Source organism: Phenylobacterium sp. LjRoot225, assembly GCF_964252855.1.
Taxonomy (GTDB): Bacteria; Pseudomonadota; Alphaproteobacteria; order Caulobacterales; family Caulobacteraceae; genus Phenylobacterium.
On the sequence record NZ_CAXUPL020000002.1, the window covers coordinates 313,267 to 329,381 of the forward strand.

Sequence of the window (16,115 nt, forward strand, 5' to 3'; positions counted from 1 at the left end):
CGATCACGACAGCAAATCCCCCGGAAATCATGCTGTTACGTCCAAACCTGCGAGAGGCGAGGAGCGTTCACTTCGCCCAAACGAGGAGCGGCTTCCCTTTCTCGACGACATAGGTGGCGAGCTCCGCCGCGCCGCCGCTGCCGACGTTCTTCACCGCGTGGACCGATCCGGCCGGGATGAACAAGACCTCGCCGGCCTTCAGCGTCACCGGCGGCTTCCCGTCGAGCTGATACTCCATCACGCCTTCGATCGCGTAGGCGACCTCTTCACCCGGATGGCTGTGCCGGGGGGCCGCCGCCCCTGGCGCGAAATCGACGCGCACCTGGACGACCTCGCGTCCCGGGACGGACAGATCGCGCCGCTGGAGATCGGTGCGCGTGACTCCCTGCTGCGCCTGCGCCGCGCGCAGCGGCAATTCGCTTGCGGCTATCAGCACCGCCAATGCGACGACCCACGTCATTCTCGTCCGGTCGACCATGAAGGATCTCCGTGCATCGGATTGGGCCGCGCAGCGCAGCGCGCCAACGCGTTCAGGTCTGCCCGACCTGACGCTACCGTGGCGCGGCGCTCACGGCCTGCGCATCCGCATCGCCTACACGCGAATGTGCAAAGGCGTGATTGGTCATCCGAAAGTAAGGCGCGCATGTTTGGAGTGGGTCGGCGCGCGTCGGCGCTGTCCTGCGTCCACGTCATAGAGTAGAGCGACGTACGCCAAAGACGTCCGGCGCGTCAGTTCGCGCAGCCCGCTCAAGGTGACGGGCACAGTCCGTCAGAACCGCGCCCGTCTGATCCTCAGTGCTTGTGGTCCGGGCTCGGCTGCTGCTGCTCGCTGCCCGGCTTGCCCTCCGGCTTTTTCATGTCGTCGCAGCAGTCGGGCTTGTCGCAGCATTCCTTGCCACAGCAATCCTTCATGGCCTGGTCAGCGGCCATAGCGACGCCGGCGGTGAGCGTTAGGGCGGCGGCGAGCGCCAGAGATTTGATGATCGTCTTCATGTTGTCCTCAAAGGCCCGATCGGGCCGGAAAGTCGGTGTGAACTGACAAGCTTACGCCGACCAACGAGGCACAGGAGGATCGACCCCGACTGTCAGATCTTTCCAAGCGGACGGTGTATCGGGTCGAGGCGCGGCGTAGGCGGCCACGGAGACGCGGACGACGGGCTGCTCAGGCGTGATCGCGTGGCACAACACGCAGTCGAGCTGACAGTGAACGACCGCGGGCGCGCCGCAGTCTTCCATGTCTCCGGCCCGGGCTGTTTTGTCATGGCTCCAGGCTGGAGTCGCGAGGCGCTCTTCGCTCGTCCGACCAGCCATCGCCGGCGGCGCGAAAATCGCGCTCAGCAGGATGGCGGCGAGGACGATAAGTCGAGTGAACACAGGCCGCATTGAGCACATCGCCCCCGCCCGGCCAAGGCGGCGGTGACAGACGTGCTCGTTTGTCGGCGCAAGCAACGTAGGCCTTCCACTCGCCTCTTTGCGCCGCGTTCCCATCGATGCCTGGCTCGCGGCCAGTCTTGTGTAGGGGGCCGTTTCCCGCCGCCGTCTCAAGTGGGACGGACACTCGGTGTTGGCGGCTCGGACTACGCCATCGACCCATCCAGCTAGAGACGATCGAGCATGAAATTGGCGGGGTCGCGCATGGTGAGGAGGTCTCCGCGTTCGTAGACATCAGCAGCGCCGCACGAAGGCTTCGCCCTGGCGGATTGGGATTTCTCACAGACGGAGGCGGGTAGCATGTCGACCCAAGTTCTCGAACGCGATCTGATCGCCCAATTGGGCATCAAGCTCATCTCGTCGGACAATCACGTCAACGAGCCGAGAGACCTGTTCACCTCGCGCTTCCCGGCTCACCTGAAGGACAAGGCGCCACGGGTCATCGACGGCAAGGACGGCGGCGAAGGCTGGAGCGTGGCGGGCGAAATCCCCAAGCGCACCTACGGCATCGAGGCCATGGCGGGCTACGACCGCAAGGACTACCGGCTGAGCGGCCTGCGCTATGCGGACCTTCGCCCCGGCAACTACATCGGCGCCGAGCACCTGAAGGACATGGACATCGACGGCGTCTACGCCTCGACGGTCTATCCGGGCTTCGGCGCCTCCTTCTACACCCATCCCGATCCGGAGGTCGCCGCCGCCGGCTTCCGCGCCTACAACGACTGGATCCTCGACGAATTCCAGGCGGCCGATCGCAAGCGGCTCTGCGGCCTGGCGCTGGCGCCGACGGAGCTGGGCATCAACCATGCCGTGGCGGAGCTGGAACGGGTGGCCAAGAAGGGCGCCCGGGCCATGTACATTCCGGGCATGCCGAGCGTGCCCTACAACAACGCGGCCCACTACGAGACCTTCTGGGCGGCGGCGGCGGCCAACAACATCACGCTCTGCTTCCACCGCAACCATGGCGGACCGCCGGACAAGACCGACTGGGACTTCAACTCCGAGGACAAGGTCAGCATCGGCGGCATCGTCACCCGCTATTTCTCGGCCGTGCGGCCGTTCTCCTACCTGATCTTCTCCGGCGTGTTCGACCGCTACCCGAACCTGAAGATCGTCGCCGCGGAGGTGGATTGCGGATGGGTTCCCTTCTGGGTGCAGACGCTGGACCACCACTGGGAGATCCAGACGAGCTGGTTCGACGTGAAGCTGAAGCATCCGCCGAGCGACTTCATCGGCAAGAACATCTTCACGACCAACGTCGACGACTACTGCGGCTATGACCTGATCAGGACGGGGCTCTACCCCTACCTCTCGAGCATGACGATGTTCTCGTCCGACTACCCGCACTCGGCGACCATCTGGCCTCACTCCCGCGACGTCGCCATCAAGATGGTGACGGGCATGAAGCCCGAGGATGCGCGCAAGGCGCTCAGCGAAAACGCGATCCGCGTCTTCGGCTTCGAGGTCTGACGCAGCCGTCCCATCGGGCGGGCGGACGATCGGCGCCGATCGTCCGCCCGCCGGGTGCGACGAAGCCTCCAGGCTGAACCAGGTCGGGGGCGAATGTTCGAGATGAGGGCTGGCGATGAACGTTCCTCTGAAGACCCATGAGCCGCCGACCAACGCGGACATCATCAGCGGCCTCGGCGCTGGACCGATCCCGGCGGGCCCCTACTACCGGCGCGAATATTTCGAGCTGGAGCGGGAGGCGATCTTCAAGCGCGCCTGGATCAACATCGGACATATCTGCGAGCTGCCGGAGCCCGGCAGCTTCATCGTCCGGCCGATCGAGGTGGCCGACGCCTCGATCCTGATCACCCGCGGCAAGGACGACGAGGTCCGCGCCTTCCACAACGTCTGCACGCACCGGGGCACGCAGCTGGTGCTGGAGGAGAGCGGCAAGAAGTCGTCCTTCACCTGCCGCTATCACGCCTGGAACTTCGGCGCCGACGGCGCGCTGCGCGCAGCGCCCGACTTCGACCGGTTCTATGTCGACAAGTCCGAGTGCGGTCTTCCGGCGGTTTCGGTGGAGGTGTGCGCGGGCCTGATCTTCGTCAACCTGGACCCGGCGCCGAAGCAGGGCCTCCGCGAGTTCCTCGGTCCCATCGCAGACGATCTCGAGACCCTGCCGGTCGCCAAGGCCACCGGCTTTGCGGAATGGGTCTACGAGATGGACGCGAACTGGAAGCTGATCTGGGACAACTTCCAGGAGAACTACCACCTGCGCTTCATCCATCCCAAGTCCGGCGCCTTCGCCTGCGGGGAGGACAATCCGTTCGGCTATGCGCTCGAGTTTGGTTTCGAGGGGCCGCACCGCTTCCAGACGATCTGGACCAACCCGGCGACGAAACCTCAACCGTCCCAAGCCGTGGCCTTCGCAAGGCTCTACAAATATGCGGCGGACAAAGGGCTGCTGGGCAATCCTCTGCATCGTCAATACTATTCGCTATTTCCGAACTTCAGCACCATTGGCTCCCCCAGCAATAACTTCTCCCATGTGGTGATGCCGTTGTCCGAGAACCGCTCGCGCGGCGCCTTCCGCCTGTACTGGGTCGGGGACGAAGAGAACGCGTCCGAGCGCTTCGCCCGCGAATTTGCGATGATCTCGGCCATGGAGGTCCACGCCGAGGACACCGCCGTCATCGAGGCCGGGCAGCGCGGCCTGGCCAGCGGCGCCCTGAAGTCCATCCACTTCCAGTCCCAGGAAGTCCTCTGCCGGCACTTCTTCCACGTGCTCGACGGCATGGTGCAGGCGTACAAGGCCGAACATCAAGCGACCGGAGCCCAGGCATGAGCGCGGCCAATTCCGAGCTGCCGCCGGGCTTCGAGACGCTGGAGCCGTACGTCGCCTCCTGGGCCCTCGTCGGCGCGCCCAATCGCGCGCACCGCCGGACCCACAGCACCGAGCAGGAACGCGCCGACTTCTACAATGCGGTGCAGCCCTTGCTCGTCCCCGCCCTGGCCTATCTGGACGAGCGGCCGCTCAATGCGCTGGACGAGAAGGCGCAGCGGCTCATGACCCTCCTCCTGGGCTTCGCCCACGCGGCGCAGGCGGTGGAGGTTCAGGGCGAGAATGAAGCTGTCCACGCACAACAGCGGGGTCTTCTGAAAATCAGCCGGGCCGTCGCCGACGGCTGAGGCTGCGCCGCGGGCGCGGGGCGGGGCCGCGCAGCTGCGCGCCAATCCCCTCACCTTTTGGCGGCTACGCCCCTATATGATTTGATAAGCGCAAACTCGTCACCTGTAAGCAGGCCACCTCCAATCCCGAGTGTATTACAAACGATATTAGATCCAATATATGAGTTCGTCTTGGGCCGCTCGCGACGCCAGACGGATTTGTATTTTAATGTTTTCAATGGCGAATTGTCTCGCCCGTACGCAATTGTCGAGATTATGCGATACCTGCGACGCGTGCAGTCGTATTCTATATAGTCTTGGACGCCATAAATATTGTCGCGCTGGTGTCCCGACCATGCCGTGGCGACCCAGGCGCGCTTATACCCCTCGGGCGTGGTTGCGATCGTATCGATATTGATCATGATCATCGACCGGGTATCGACTTTCACAACCCCGAAGTTGTCGGCCCAGGCTGATGACGCGAGAAGCAGGCTCGCCAGACAACCCTGGACAATTTTTATCAGTGACGCGGAGATGGACATTTGCGCCTCGTGCGCGTGGCGGTGCTCCGCCTATTCAGGCCAGAGAATTGCGCATATCGACGACCCCTATCTGGGGATGTGCGAAGCGCCACCTTTCGTGCAGAGGCGCCGCTGTCTAGCCAATCGCACTCGCGTTCGTTGCTGGCCTCAGCTTAGCAAATACGCGACGCCCGCGATGATCGCCGCCCAGACTCCCAGGCTGACCGCGACCACCATGAGCAGTCTCATCCGGCGCGGCAGCGGGCGGATCTGCGCTGTGACCTCATCGAGCTCCGGCGGCGCCACCGCGACATGCTTTCGAACGAGCCCGCGCTTGAGGCCCTCCGCCCCGCTCGGCGCCGACGCCAGGGCGCGGGCGAATTCCTGAAACTGGTCGGTCATGACGCTACGCCCGACAAGCCCGCGTCAGGACAGCTAACGGCGGGGCTTGCAGCGCCAATCCTAGGCAGCGCGTCCGGATCGGACCCTTACAAATGACGGTCCGGCGGGTCGTTGCGCCGCCGATCCGTCAGGACGGCTTCGTCAGTCCGTTCGCCCCGGACCGCCCTCGATCAGCTTCATGATCTTGGACGGCGTCAGCGGCAGCTCGAGGGGAAGCTCGCCGAACGGCGCCAAGGCGTCGGCGATGGCGTTGACCAGGGTCGGCGGTCCGATGATGGCGCCGCCCTCGCCCACCCCGCGGAAGCCGCCCACGCTTTGCGAGGGCGTGACGATATGGGTGTATTCGATCTCCGGCACGTCCGCCGACGTCGGCAGCATATAGTCCTTGAAGGTGACCGCCGTCGGGTTCCCCTGATCGTCGTAGCTCATGTCCTCGAACAGCACCCCGCCGATGGCCTGGGCGAGCCCGCCGGCGATCTGCCCTTCGACGATCGCCGGATTGATCACCACGCCGCAGTCCTCGCTGCAGACCCAGCGCCGGATCTTGACCAGGCCGGTCTCGGGATCGACCTCGACGATGCAGGCGTGCGCCGCGGAGGACAGAGTCATCATCGGCGGGTGGTAGCGGAATTGCGCCTCCAGGCCCGGCTCCATGTCCGGCGGCAGGCGCCCGGGCGTATTGTAGGCGACCTCGGCGATCTCGCGCAGGCTGCGCGTGACCTCCTCGACGCCGGCGACATGCACCATCCCGGCTTCGATCCGCACGTCGTCCGGGTTGGCGTTCAGCAGATGGGCAGCGAGGTGCTTGACCTTGTCCAGAAGGAGCTCGGCCGCCTTGATCGCCGCGCCGCCGCCGGCGACCGCCTGCCGGCTTCCGCCGGCGCCGCCGCCGTATCCGCCACGAGACGAGTCGTCCTCGAAAACCGAGACATCCTCGAAGCGGACCCCGAGCCGGTCGGCGACCACCTGGGCCATGGTGGTCTGGGTGCCCTGGCCCTGGGAATGGGTGCCGAGCACAGCGGTGACCTTGCCGGTCGGCTCGATGCGCACCTGGGCCAGTTCGGTGGCGAACGGGGCGAAGGCGCTGGTCGCCGTGGGCTCGATATAGGTGGCGATTCCCAGGCCCAGATAACGCCCCTCGGCGCGCGCCGCCGCCTGCTCGGCGCGGAAGGCCGGGACGTCGACCTTCTTCAGCAGGGCCTCGAGGCACTCCGCCGGCGTCACGTCCACCAGCGGCAGGCCGATGTTGGTCGTGTACGGCTGGTCGGCGGCGGTCACCAGGTTCCGACGGCGCAACTCGATGGCGTCGATCCCCATCTGCCGCGCGGCGATGTCGAGCACCGTCTCCCGCGCCAGCGACTCCATCGCCCAGGGCCCGCGATAGGCGGCGAGGCCGACGGTGTTGCTGTAGTAGCCCTGCGCCCGGAAGGCGAGGCGCGGCAGCTTGTAGGCCGCCCACAGGAACATCATCGCCGCCGCATTGGCGTCCGGGTAATGCGGATAGGCGCCGTTGTTGATGGCGTAGTCGGCATGGGCGGCCAGCAGTCTGCCGTCGCCGTCGAAGGCGACCCGCATGACGCAGTCCTGCTCGCGCGCCTGGTTCGCCGACGTCAGGTTCTCGATCCGGTCCTCGATCCACTTCAGCGGCCGTCCCAGGATCAGGCCCGCGGCGATGACCGCCGCCTCTTCCCGCCACGGCTGGGCCTTGAGGCCGAAGGAGCCGCCGACATCCTTGCTGATGACGCGGATGTTGGTCTGCGGCAGGCCGAACGCCATCGAGAGCCAGCGCGCCACCACCTGCGGCCCCTGGCAGCCGATATAGACCGTCAGTTCGCCCTCGCCCTGTTTGGAGACCACGACACCCCGCGTCTCCATCGGCGAATGCGAGATGCGCTGGTGCTTGATCGTGCGGGTCACCACGTGCGGCGCGCTGGCCAGGATCCGCTCGAACTCGGCGTCCCCAGGCATTTCCCGGACCGCGGCGACATTGCTGTCGACGTCGGGGTGAACCCGGTCGCCGGCGCGCGCGTCGTCGAGGGTGACCACCGGCGTTTCCGCCTCGTAGTCGACCGCGACCAGGCCCGCGGCGTCCTCGGCAAGGTAGCGGCTCTCGGCGATCACCAGGGCGATGGGATCGCCGACATAGGCGACACGCTCGTAGGCGAGCGGCTTGATCTGGGTCCCTGGCGGCGGCGACACCAGGTGGGTGCTGATCATCTCGATGTTCAGCGGCGCGAGATTCTCGGCGGTGTAGACGGCCCAGACGCCCGGAGCCGCGCGCGCCTGGGCGACGTCGATCGCCTTGATCCGGCCGCGCGCGATCGTGCTGCGCACGAAGGCGACATGCAGCATGCCGGCCAGAACCACGTCGTCGACGAAGGCGCCGCGGCCGGTCAGCAGCCGGCCGTCTTCCTTGCGGGCCATACGCTGCCCGATGAACCGGGCGCCTGTGATGGGCGGCGCATTCATGCCGGCTCTCCGGGGAAGGTTTCACCGGCAAGGCGGCGGGCGGCGCGGCGGATGCCCTGATAGCCGGTGCAGCGGCAGAGATGGCCGGACAGGGCGTCGAGCAGGGTCTGCTCGCTCGGCTTCTGCTCCCCGTCGGTCAGGGCGGCCAGGGTCATCACCACGCCTGGCGTGCAGAAGCCGCACTGCAGGCCGTGCTCGTCGCGCAGCGCCTGCTGGGCGGGATGCAGGGCGCCGTCGGCGCCTGACAGCCCCTCGACCGTGGTGATGTCGGCGCCGTCGGCCTGGACCGCCAGCATCAGGCAGGAGCGGACGGCCAAACCGTTCACGACCACGGTGCAGGCGCCGCAGACGCCATGCTCGCAGCCAAGATGCACGCCTGTGTAGCCGGTGACCGTGCGCAGGAAATCACTCAGCGTCAGCCGCGCCTCGACCTGGGCGCTGACGCTTCGGCCATTGACCTGCAGCTGGATCCGATGGTCGCTCATGTCGCCTGTCTCCCCTCCAGCGCCTCGCCGAGCGCGCGCGAGAAGGCGCGGCGGCCGACGGTGCGCCGGTATTCGGCGTTCGCATGGGAATCGTCGAAGGGATCGGTGTCGGCGATCGCCAGTTCGGCCATGCCGCGCACGTCGAGATCCGCGACCGTCTGTCCGACCAGCGCCGCTTCGGCCTGGCGGGCCTTCATCGGCGTCGGCCCCATGCCGAACCAGGCGAGGCCCGCGCGCGCGATCCTGCCCTCCGCCACCACCAGCGCCCCGACCAGCCCCACCAGGGCGAAGTCGCCCGGCCGCTGGGCGATCTCCCGGAAGATGCTGGTGGAGTCCGCGGGCCAGTCCGGAAAATGGATGGCGGTGACCAGCTCGTCCGGCTCGAGCGCCGTCGAATACGGTCCGAGGTAGAAGTCTTCGGCCGGGATCCGGCGGACCCCCCGCGTCGAATGCGCCTCGATCGCGGCCCCGAGCGCCACGGCGCTGGCCGGCAACTCGGCTGCAGGCTCGCCGAGCGAGATCGAACCCCCGACCGTCCCGCGGTTGCGCGTCTGGTGATGGCCGATGTGGCGGACGGCTTCGACGAGCGCCGGAAGGGCCTCGGCGATCGCACCGTCGCCGACCACCTCGTTCTGCCGGACCAGCGCCCCGATGCGGGTCCCGTCCTCGCCCCGCGCCACGCCCGCAAGCGCCGCGATGCGGTTGATGTCGACCAGCACCGAGGCCGTGCTCATGCGCAGCGCCAGCAGCGGCATCAGCGTCTGGCCGCCCGCCAGGACCGTCGCCTCGCCCCCGGCCTGGTGCAGATGCTGCAACGCCGCCTCGACCGTGGTCGGCGCGACATAGTCGAACGGCGCCGGCTTCATCGACCGGCCCCGGAGGTCAGCTCGCCGCCCTGCTCGGCCGCCGCGGCCTCGCTCGGCCTGGCGACGATTTCCCCGAAGCGTTTGAAGAAGGCGCCCGCCAGCTGTTTCGCCGTGGCGTCGATCACCGCGCCGCCAAGCTGGGCGAGGCGGCCCCCGACCTGGGCCTGGACGTCGTAGGTCAGGCGCGTCGCGCCCTCGTCGTCGACGAGACGCACCTCAGCGCCGCCCTTGGCGAAGCCGGCGACGCCGCCCTGCCCCTCGCCCGAGATCCGGTAGGCGTTCGGCGGATCGAGGTCCGAGAGGGTGACCGCGCCCGCGAACTTCGCGCCGATCGGCCCGACCTTGATCGCCACCGTCGCCTTCAGCCGCTCGTCCGCCTCTCGCTCCAGCGACTGGCATCCCGGAATGCACTGCTTCAGCACCTCGGGATCGTTGAGCGCCTCCCAGACGGCCTGGCGCGAGGCGGCGATCCTCTGCTCACCGGTCATCTTCATGATAGCTTTCGCTCCTCCGCGAATGTGCGCGCGATGACGGAGATCACCGCCCGTCGAACGGAACGGCCCGCGAGATGCAGGTCGCCGAACGGTCGCTCGAGGCGACGAGAAATTCGTATGTGAAAAACTTCTATCGTATTACCGATAACTCGCCGCCGAACGCTCCCCATGTCAAGGCGTATCGAACGGACCCGCCGTTGCTCTCGGCGGCGGCCCGACGGCGGCCCGACGCCAACCCATCTATTGATATGTGGAAATATTTTTCCTAATAATGGGGTCTACGGATTATCGACTCAACGCCGTTGCGAGGAGGCCTTGTGGCCAGACCTGGGCTCGCCGCCTCAAGAAGCATCGACATCATTGAGCTTCTGGCGCTTTTTCCAGAACGGGGATTCACGCTTTCCGAGATCGTACGGGCGACCGGGATCAACGTCGCCTCCTGCTACGCCGTGCTGACCAGGCTTACGGAGCGCGGCTATCTGAACCGCGCTCGCGAGGAGAAGACCTACACCCTTGGCCCGTCGCTGATCGCCGTGGGGCAGGCCGGCTTCAAGAGCCAGCCGATCGTCGCCCGCGCGAAACAGGGCGCCGAGGACCTGCTGCGCGAACTCGGCGTTCCGGTCTTGCTGAGCACCGTGGTGGGCGAAGAGATCCTCGCCCTGGTTTCGCTGGAGGACTCACACGGCCGATCCCCCGGGATGTGGGTCGGCGAGCGACTGCCGCTCGTGCCCCCGCTCGGCGCGCCGTTCCTGGCCTGGGCGTCCGAAGCGGCGGTCGAGGCCTGGATCGGGCGGCGCGCCTCGCCGCCCGATCGCGCCCTGAGCGAGGAATGGCGGCGCAACCTGGAGATCACGCGCCAGCGCGGGTTCCAGATCGGCCTGCGATCCTCGAAAGGTCCGACGATCGCGTCGCTAATGGCGGAAATGGCGTCCGGCCAGAACAGCGGCGACTACAAGGACGAGCTGGCGCGACTGATCAATTCGCTTGATCATTATCAGGCGCAGCCCACGGCGCTCGTCGACGACGAAGAATATGATGTGATGATGATCGCCGCGCCCATCTTCGATCAGGACGGCGACGCAGCCTTCAACCTGTCCCTCGGCGGTTTCTCACAGCGGCTCACCGGAGCCATGATCGCCGACTACGCCGATCGGCTCATGCGAACCTGTCTCGAGATCATGCGCTCGGACCGTTTGCGACGTCGGCAGCCCGATCGCGAGCGCCTTGGCGCCTCGCCGCCGTCAAGCCGTCCCGCGCCTGCATCGAAGCGCAAACGCGCGGCGGCGCGCTAGGCCCGAGCCATCAAATCCTGCAGATTTCGGCGAGCGACGCGTTGATCTCGCATCGGAGCCCTTGCGGCAGGAAATCCAGATGGACCTCGCCATGCAGTTGGGCCGGCAGGCTCCGTTCGATCAACCGCGAACCGAAGCCGCGTCGACCGGGGGTTTGAACCGCCGGGCCGCCGAACTCTTGCCAGACGATTTGCAGTTGCTCTGACGCGGCGACCCCGAACGCGACGCTGACCCGGCCCGATGGCGTGGAAAGCGCGCCATATTTCAGGGCGTTGGTGGCGAGCTCATGAAACGCCATGCCCAGCGCCACCGCCGAGGCAGGACCCAGGCGCACGTCGCCGCCGCGGATGTCGAATGGCATGTCAACCGCCCGGCGATGGGGCGCCAGAACCGTTTCGAGGATCTCGCGCAAGCCGGCGCCCTGCCAACCCCTCTGGTTCAGCACGTTGTGGGTCTGGGAGAGCGCCCAGAGTCGGTCGTTGAACTCCTCCTGGAACGCTTCGGGCGACGCGGCCGAGCGCAGGGTCTGGGCGCAAACCGACTGGACGGTGGCGAGGGTGTTCTTCACCCGATGGTTCAGTTCGTCGACCAGGATCTTCTGGCGCAGTTCGGCCTCTTTGCGTTCCGTCAGGTCGAGAACGAAGGCGACGCCCTCATGGCGCGCCCCCTCGAAGAAGGCGCCGCCGATCAGAACGGGCACGCGGACGCCATCCTTGCGGATGATCTCCCTCTCATAGGGGCCGCAACTGCCGGTCGCCCGCAAGCTGGCGACGGCCTGTTCGTCGCTCGCGCGGTATTCGGGCGGCGTCAGATCGTCCCAGCTGACCTTGCCCGACTCCAGGTCTTGCTGGGTGCAGCCCAGTATTTTCAGAACCGCGTCGTTGGCGGCCCGGATGCGCGCTTTCGCGGTCCAGTCGAAAAAATAGATGCCGATGATGTTGGACTCGAACAGCCTGCGGATCCGCGCCTCGCGTTCCTGCAGCTCGCTGTAGAGACGGGCGTTTTCCAGCGAGATCACCGCCTGGGCCGCCAGCAACTTCAGGGCGTCGATCCGGTCGGGTGCGAAGGCGTGCGCGGCCAGCACGTTTTCGAGGTAAAGGACCCCGGCGACCTTCGCCTGCTTGAGCAACGGGAGACACAAGATCGACCGGGGCGGCTCAGCGCGAAGATAAGGATCGGCCGAATACGGATTCGGCCGCAGCGTGTCGTGCAGCAGGACGTGTTCGCCGGTGCGCACGACCTCACGCATGAGGGAGATGGGCAAGAGGGCTTCGGCAATCGGCGCCTCGCAGTCTACAGCCGCAACCTCGCCCCCGATCATGCGGGCCTCGGCCTCAATCCGCTCGACGCCGTCTGCAAGAAGGATCAGCAGGCCGCGATCAGCGCCGCCGATTGGAACGGCGACCGTAATCAGGGTCTCGACAAGTTTTCCGCGCTCGATCTGGCCGGAGATGGCTTGTGAGGCCCTGACCACAGTGGCGATGTCCAGCTTGCCGACCGGCGGCCCCACGACGACCGCGGGGATCAGACGCGTCTCATCCGGGGCGCTGACCAGAGACCCTGCATAGTTTTCTGTATCCATAGCCGAGCTTCCCGGCTCGTCGCCGCGAACGCACGATGGCCTCCGGCCACCACCAAGGCAACCGGCCGATGGACACATAAAGGGCGGGTCCGTCAGTTATCGGCATCCAGCCTCGCCGCCGGATCGATTCAGGGGCCTTACCCCCCAGGCTGTGCAGAAACTCACTGAAAGACCGATCCGCGCGAGGGGCGCCAAGAGCTGCAGAAGCCCCTCAGCCCCTGCTCATCATCTTTTCGGTGCCGTAGGCGTTCACGGCGTGGATGATATTGAAGGCCAGGACCGATAGTGCCGCTTCTGCCTTGACCTTCCGCAGCCCTCGAGTGGGGAATCTACCTCCGCCAGACATTCGTTTGATAATGCCGAAGGGGTGCTCGACAGAACATCGGACTTTGGGATCGAGCGGGGAAGCGGACACTCAAACAGGCCCTACTGCCCGCACCGATCGGAGCTGCATCCCTTGACCCATCTCCCGCCGCCCATATATAGTTGAGCATCTACTCACTCAAATATCGTCGGACCGAACGGATGGCGCGTCCCCTCAGCGAAGAAAAGCGGCAGGCGTTGCTCGATGGAGCCGCTGAGTTCGTCGCGCGCTTTGGCACAGCCGCGCCTACGGCCAAAATCGCCAAGGCTGCCGGTGTTTCCGAGGGGACGCTGTTCACCTACTTTCCAACCAAGGACGATCTGCTCAACCAGCTCTTCATCGAGATCGAGACCGACCTCACCAAGACGATGCTGGCGCCCTATCCCGCGGGCGCCTCCGCCAAGGACCGGCTGTTCGCGGTTTGGAATCGGTTGATTGACTGGGGATTGGCTCACGCCACGGCGCGCAGGGCCCTTCGCCAGTTGAAGGTATCGGATCGCGTGACCGCCGAAAGCCGGAGTCGGTGCCACGCCATGCAGCGGGAGGCGCGGACAATGGTGGAGGCGTGTCTCGCCGACCATGCCGCGCCTGACAGGATCGCCTTCTACATCGACACCATTCTCTTCGACCTGGCCGACATCAGCATCAACGCGGTGGCAGCCAGGCCCCAGGAAAGCGACGCCATCCGCCAGGCCGGGTTCGACCTGTTCTGGAAGGGGTCCGCCGCCTGAGTTTTAAACGATGAATGAGCATGTAGTCACTCATTTCTGCGGACAGCGACGCCAGGGGCTGCCTGCTTCCGCGGACGAATGGCGGGGATGGCCTGGCCTTCGCCCCAGCCGAAAGCATTGAAAGGAACCAAGGATGCCCACCGCCAAGCGCCGCGCATTGATCCTCATCTCTTCGGCCCGACAGCTGCCGCTGGCCGAACCGGCCGACGTCAAGTCGATCTCGACCGGGTTCTTCCTGGTCGAGATGGCTCAAGTGCTCAAGGAGTTCGAGAACGACTACGAGTTCACCTTCGCCACTCCCGACGGCAACGCCCCGCAACTCGACATCAACGGCATGGCCCTGTCCGTGCAATCCATCGAGAAGACCGGCGCCATCACCATCCCCCTCCGGATGCAGCAGCGCCGGCGATCGTTCGACGTCAACAGCTTCCGGCAGCGTCACCCCGAGTTGGTCGCCCGGCGCGAGCAGGAAATCCGACTGCTGGAGCGGCACATCGGCCGGGTCCCGGTCTCCGAACTATTGCCTAACAGCGAACCCGAGCTCGCCGTGTACCGCCCCGAACTGATTAACCGCCTAGGCAAGCTGCCCGAGGGCGCCTTCCACTCGCTGCAGGAACTCGTCCTGCGTCACCGCGACCCGGTCGATCCTTTCACTTTCGCCGACTTTGACTTCATCCATACCCCCGGCGGCCACGCCCCCATGGTCGACTTCCGTGACAACCCGTGGCTCGGCGAAGCCCTCCACCTAGCCCGGGAGAACGGGGTCATCATCTCCCTGATCTGCCACGCGCCCGTGGCGGTGACCTCCACCCGCCATCGTATCGATGCTCAGGGCCACCCCTACGTCGTCAGCGACAACCCGTTCCTCGCCGCCGCCATCTCGACCGTCCCTACGATCGGCGAGCTGTTCGCCCTGCGGTTCCTCTACCCCCGCGTCCCAGGGAAGAAGACACGACTCTCCTACTTCGTCGACAAGGCCATCAAGGAAGCCGGCTTCAAACTCGCGACCTCTCTCAACATCGCCGCCCCGCTACTGGCCTACGAGCCGTCCGTGCGGCTGCTCACCGGCAACGGCCCACAGGCCATCGACCAGCAGACCGCCAGGCTGCGCAGCGTCCTCAGCAGCACCCCAGCTGCTCCGCGCGCCAGCGGCAAGCAGCTGAGCAAGCAAACCGTGACCGTCCACCCCGCCGGCCACACACAACGGTAAGGATCGAAAAAATGTCCAAGAGCAATATGTCTGACAAAGTTTGGTTTATCACGGGCGCCTCACGCGGTTTTGGCCGGATCTGGGCTGAAGACGCTCTCAAGCGGGGTGACAAGGTCGTCGCAACCGCGCGATCGCTGGCCAACATCACGCCACTTAAAGATGAATTCGGTGATGCCGTCCTGCCTCTGGCGCTGGACGTGACCAACCGCGATCAGGTCGCCGACGTCGTCGCGAAGGCGCACGCGCATTTCGGCCGTCTGGATATCGTCTTGAACAATGCCGGCTATGCGCTCGTCGGCGCGATCGAGGAAGCGAGCGAGGCTGAGGTTCGCGCCGAGTTCGACACAAACGTTTTTGGCCCTCTGGCCGTCATCCAGGCGGCCCTTCCGCTTCTACGCGCACAGCATAGCGGCCATATCGTCGGCGTCTCGAGCGTCGCCGGGGTCTATGCCGCCCCGATCACCGGCTTCTATCACGCTTCCAAATGGGCGTTCGAAGCCCTTCACGAGAGCCTCGCGAAGGAAGTGGCTCAGTTCGGTATCAAGGTCACCCTCCTGGAGCCCGGCCCCTACGCGACCGACTTTTCAAGCCAGTCGTCGCTGAAGCTCGTTATGGGAATGGACGCCTATGCCGAAACGCGAGCGCAGGTCTTCGCCGGCGGCGCAAACACGAAATTCGGCGATCCCGTTGCGACCTCGGCGTCCCTGTTCAAGGTCGTGGATTCGGAACAGCCGCCGCTGCGCTTCTTCCTCGGCTCCGAAGGGCTGCCGGTGGCGCGCGCCGCCTATGCTGAGCGTCTTGCTGTTTGGGAAGCCTGGGAAGATATTTCGAACGCAGCCCAGGGTCAGCCAACGAAACAACCTCTCGATCTTTGATGAGGGCTGTGGAGCGACAGCGCTCCGCTACGGGGCTTTTGCCCGAGTGGCATCCCCGAGCGAGAAAACGGGCCGGGTGATCGTGGCTGCGGCCCGTCGGAAGACGGGCTGGGGGACGTGGAAGGCTCCCGCATCGCGAAGAATTAGCGTCTGGATTGCTGGAACCTCCTTTCCCTTCTGCTGAAGCTATCAGATCGGTCGGAAAACAACATCCGGTGCGCCTTTTTCCCGAGAGCAGACTTTCAAAGGTCCGAAAGGAGCGATTTCGCCCTTTGG

17 protein-coding genes are annotated in these 16,115 nt (G+C 65.8%); 7 read left to right on the forward strand and 10 right to left on the reverse strand.

Annotation, left to right across the window (positions count from 1 at the left end):
* Positions 1–67: 67 nt before the first annotated feature.
* Together ACSQ2B_RS11740 and ACSQ2B_RS11745 are read right to left on the reverse strand one after the other, a co-directional pair.
* Positions 68–478, reverse strand: coding sequence for a cupin domain-containing protein (locus ACSQ2B_RS11740; RefSeq protein WP_436050013.1), 411 nt, complete (start codon positions 476–478; stop codon positions 68–70).
* 314 nt (positions 479–792) lie between these two features.
* A complete protein-coding gene (locus ACSQ2B_RS11745; RefSeq protein WP_436050014.1) occupies positions 793–993 on the reverse strand; it encodes a hypothetical protein in 201 nt (66 codons plus the stop codon).
* Between the two features lie 738 nt (positions 994–1,731).
* Between ACSQ2B_RS11745 and ACSQ2B_RS11750 the strand changes: the two genes are divergently transcribed.
* The 3 genes from ACSQ2B_RS11750 (at position 1,732) to ACSQ2B_RS11760 (ending at position 4,569) form a co-directional block, all read left to right on the forward strand.
* On the forward strand, positions 1,732–2,901 hold the full coding sequence (locus tag ACSQ2B_RS11750) for an amidohydrolase family protein (protein WP_436050016.1): 1,170 nt from the start codon (positions 1,732–1,734) through the stop codon (positions 2,899–2,901).
* 115 nt (positions 2,902–3,016) lie between these two features.
* Complete coding sequence (locus tag ACSQ2B_RS11755) at positions 3,017–4,225, forward strand: aromatic ring-hydroxylating oxygenase subunit alpha (protein WP_436050018.1); 1,209 nt, start codon at positions 3,017–3,019, stop codon at positions 4,223–4,225.
* Positions 4,222–4,569, forward strand: coding sequence for a hypothetical protein (locus ACSQ2B_RS11760; protein ID WP_436050020.1), 348 nt, complete (start codon positions 4,222–4,224; stop codon positions 4,567–4,569). Before ACSQ2B_RS11755 ends, ACSQ2B_RS11760 begins: the two co-directional genes overlap by 4 nt.
* 50 nt (positions 4,570–4,619) lie before the next feature.
* Here the strand turns inward: ACSQ2B_RS11760 and ACSQ2B_RS11765 are convergent, their stop codons facing one another.
* From ACSQ2B_RS11765 to ACSQ2B_RS11790, 6 genes are all read right to left on the reverse strand, one after another.
* Positions 4,620–5,090 (reverse strand): surface-adhesin E family protein, encoded by a 471-nt coding sequence (locus ACSQ2B_RS11765; RefSeq protein ID WP_436050021.1) that lies wholly within the window; start codon positions 5,088–5,090, stop codon positions 4,620–4,622.
* Positions 5,091–5,237: 147 nt separating this feature from the next.
* Positions 5,238–5,471, reverse strand: a complete 234-nt coding sequence (locus ACSQ2B_RS11770; protein ID WP_436050022.1) for a hypothetical protein — start codon at positions 5,469–5,471, stop codon at positions 5,238–5,240.
* Between the two features lie 141 nt (positions 5,472–5,612).
* Positions 5,613–7,940, reverse strand: coding sequence for a xanthine dehydrogenase family protein molybdopterin-binding subunit (locus tag ACSQ2B_RS11775; protein ID WP_436050024.1), 2,328 nt, complete (start codon positions 7,938–7,940; stop codon positions 5,613–5,615).
* Positions 7,937–8,425, reverse strand: a complete 489-nt coding sequence (locus ACSQ2B_RS11780) for a (2Fe-2S)-binding protein (RefSeq protein WP_436050025.1) — start codon at positions 8,423–8,425, stop codon at positions 7,937–7,939. The genes ACSQ2B_RS11775 and ACSQ2B_RS11780 overlap by 4 nt, the downstream gene beginning before the upstream one ends.
* On the reverse strand, positions 8,422–9,291 hold the full coding sequence (locus ACSQ2B_RS11785; protein WP_436050026.1) for an FAD binding domain-containing protein: 870 nt from the start codon (positions 9,289–9,291) through the stop codon (positions 8,422–8,424). Before ACSQ2B_RS11785 ends, ACSQ2B_RS11780 begins: the two co-directional genes overlap by 4 nt.
* The gene (locus ACSQ2B_RS11790; protein WP_436050028.1) at positions 9,288–9,785 is read right to left on the reverse strand and encodes a CoxG family protein; all 498 of its coding nucleotides are present in this window, start codon (positions 9,783–9,785) and stop codon (positions 9,288–9,290) included. Before ACSQ2B_RS11790 ends, ACSQ2B_RS11785 begins: the two co-directional genes overlap by 4 nt.
* 317 nt (positions 9,786–10,102) lie before the next feature.
* On the opposite strand from ACSQ2B_RS11790, the gene ACSQ2B_RS11795 reads away from it, so the two are divergent.
* Positions 10,103–11,077, forward strand: coding sequence for an IclR family transcriptional regulator (locus tag ACSQ2B_RS11795; RefSeq protein ID WP_436050029.1), 975 nt, complete (start codon positions 10,103–10,105; stop codon positions 11,075–11,077).
* 10 nt (positions 11,078–11,087) lie between these two features.
* Here the strand turns inward: ACSQ2B_RS11795 and ACSQ2B_RS11800 are convergent, their stop codons facing one another.
* On the reverse strand, positions 11,088–12,587 hold the full coding sequence (locus tag ACSQ2B_RS11800; protein WP_436050030.1) for a sensor histidine kinase: 1,500 nt from the start codon (positions 12,585–12,587) through the stop codon (positions 11,088–11,090).
* Between the two features lie 283 nt (positions 12,588–12,870).
* On the reverse strand, positions 12,871–13,074 hold the full coding sequence (locus tag ACSQ2B_RS11805) for a transposase (protein ID WP_436050031.1): 204 nt from the start codon (positions 13,072–13,074) through the stop codon (positions 12,871–12,873).
* A gap of 110 nt (positions 13,075–13,184) precedes the next feature.
* Between ACSQ2B_RS11805 and ACSQ2B_RS11810 the strand changes: the two genes are divergently transcribed.
* The 3 genes from ACSQ2B_RS11810 (at position 13,185) to ACSQ2B_RS11820 (ending at position 15,839) form a co-directional block, all read left to right on the forward strand.
* Positions 13,185–13,754, forward strand: coding sequence for a TetR/AcrR family transcriptional regulator (locus tag ACSQ2B_RS11810; protein WP_436050033.1), 570 nt, complete (start codon positions 13,185–13,187; stop codon positions 13,752–13,754).
* A gap of 133 nt (positions 13,755–13,887) precedes the next feature.
* Positions 13,888–14,964 carry a hypothetical protein gene (locus tag ACSQ2B_RS11815; RefSeq protein ID WP_436050034.1) on the forward strand — a complete coding sequence of 359 codons (1,077 nt, stop codon included), beginning with the start codon at positions 13,888–13,890 and terminating at the stop codon, positions 14,962–14,964.
* A gap of 11 nt (positions 14,965–14,975) precedes the next feature.
* Positions 14,976–15,839, forward strand: coding sequence for an SDR family NAD(P)-dependent oxidoreductase (locus ACSQ2B_RS11820; protein WP_436050036.1), 864 nt, complete (start codon positions 14,976–14,978; stop codon positions 15,837–15,839).
* The last annotated feature ends 276 nt before the right edge of the window (positions 15,840–16,115 follow it).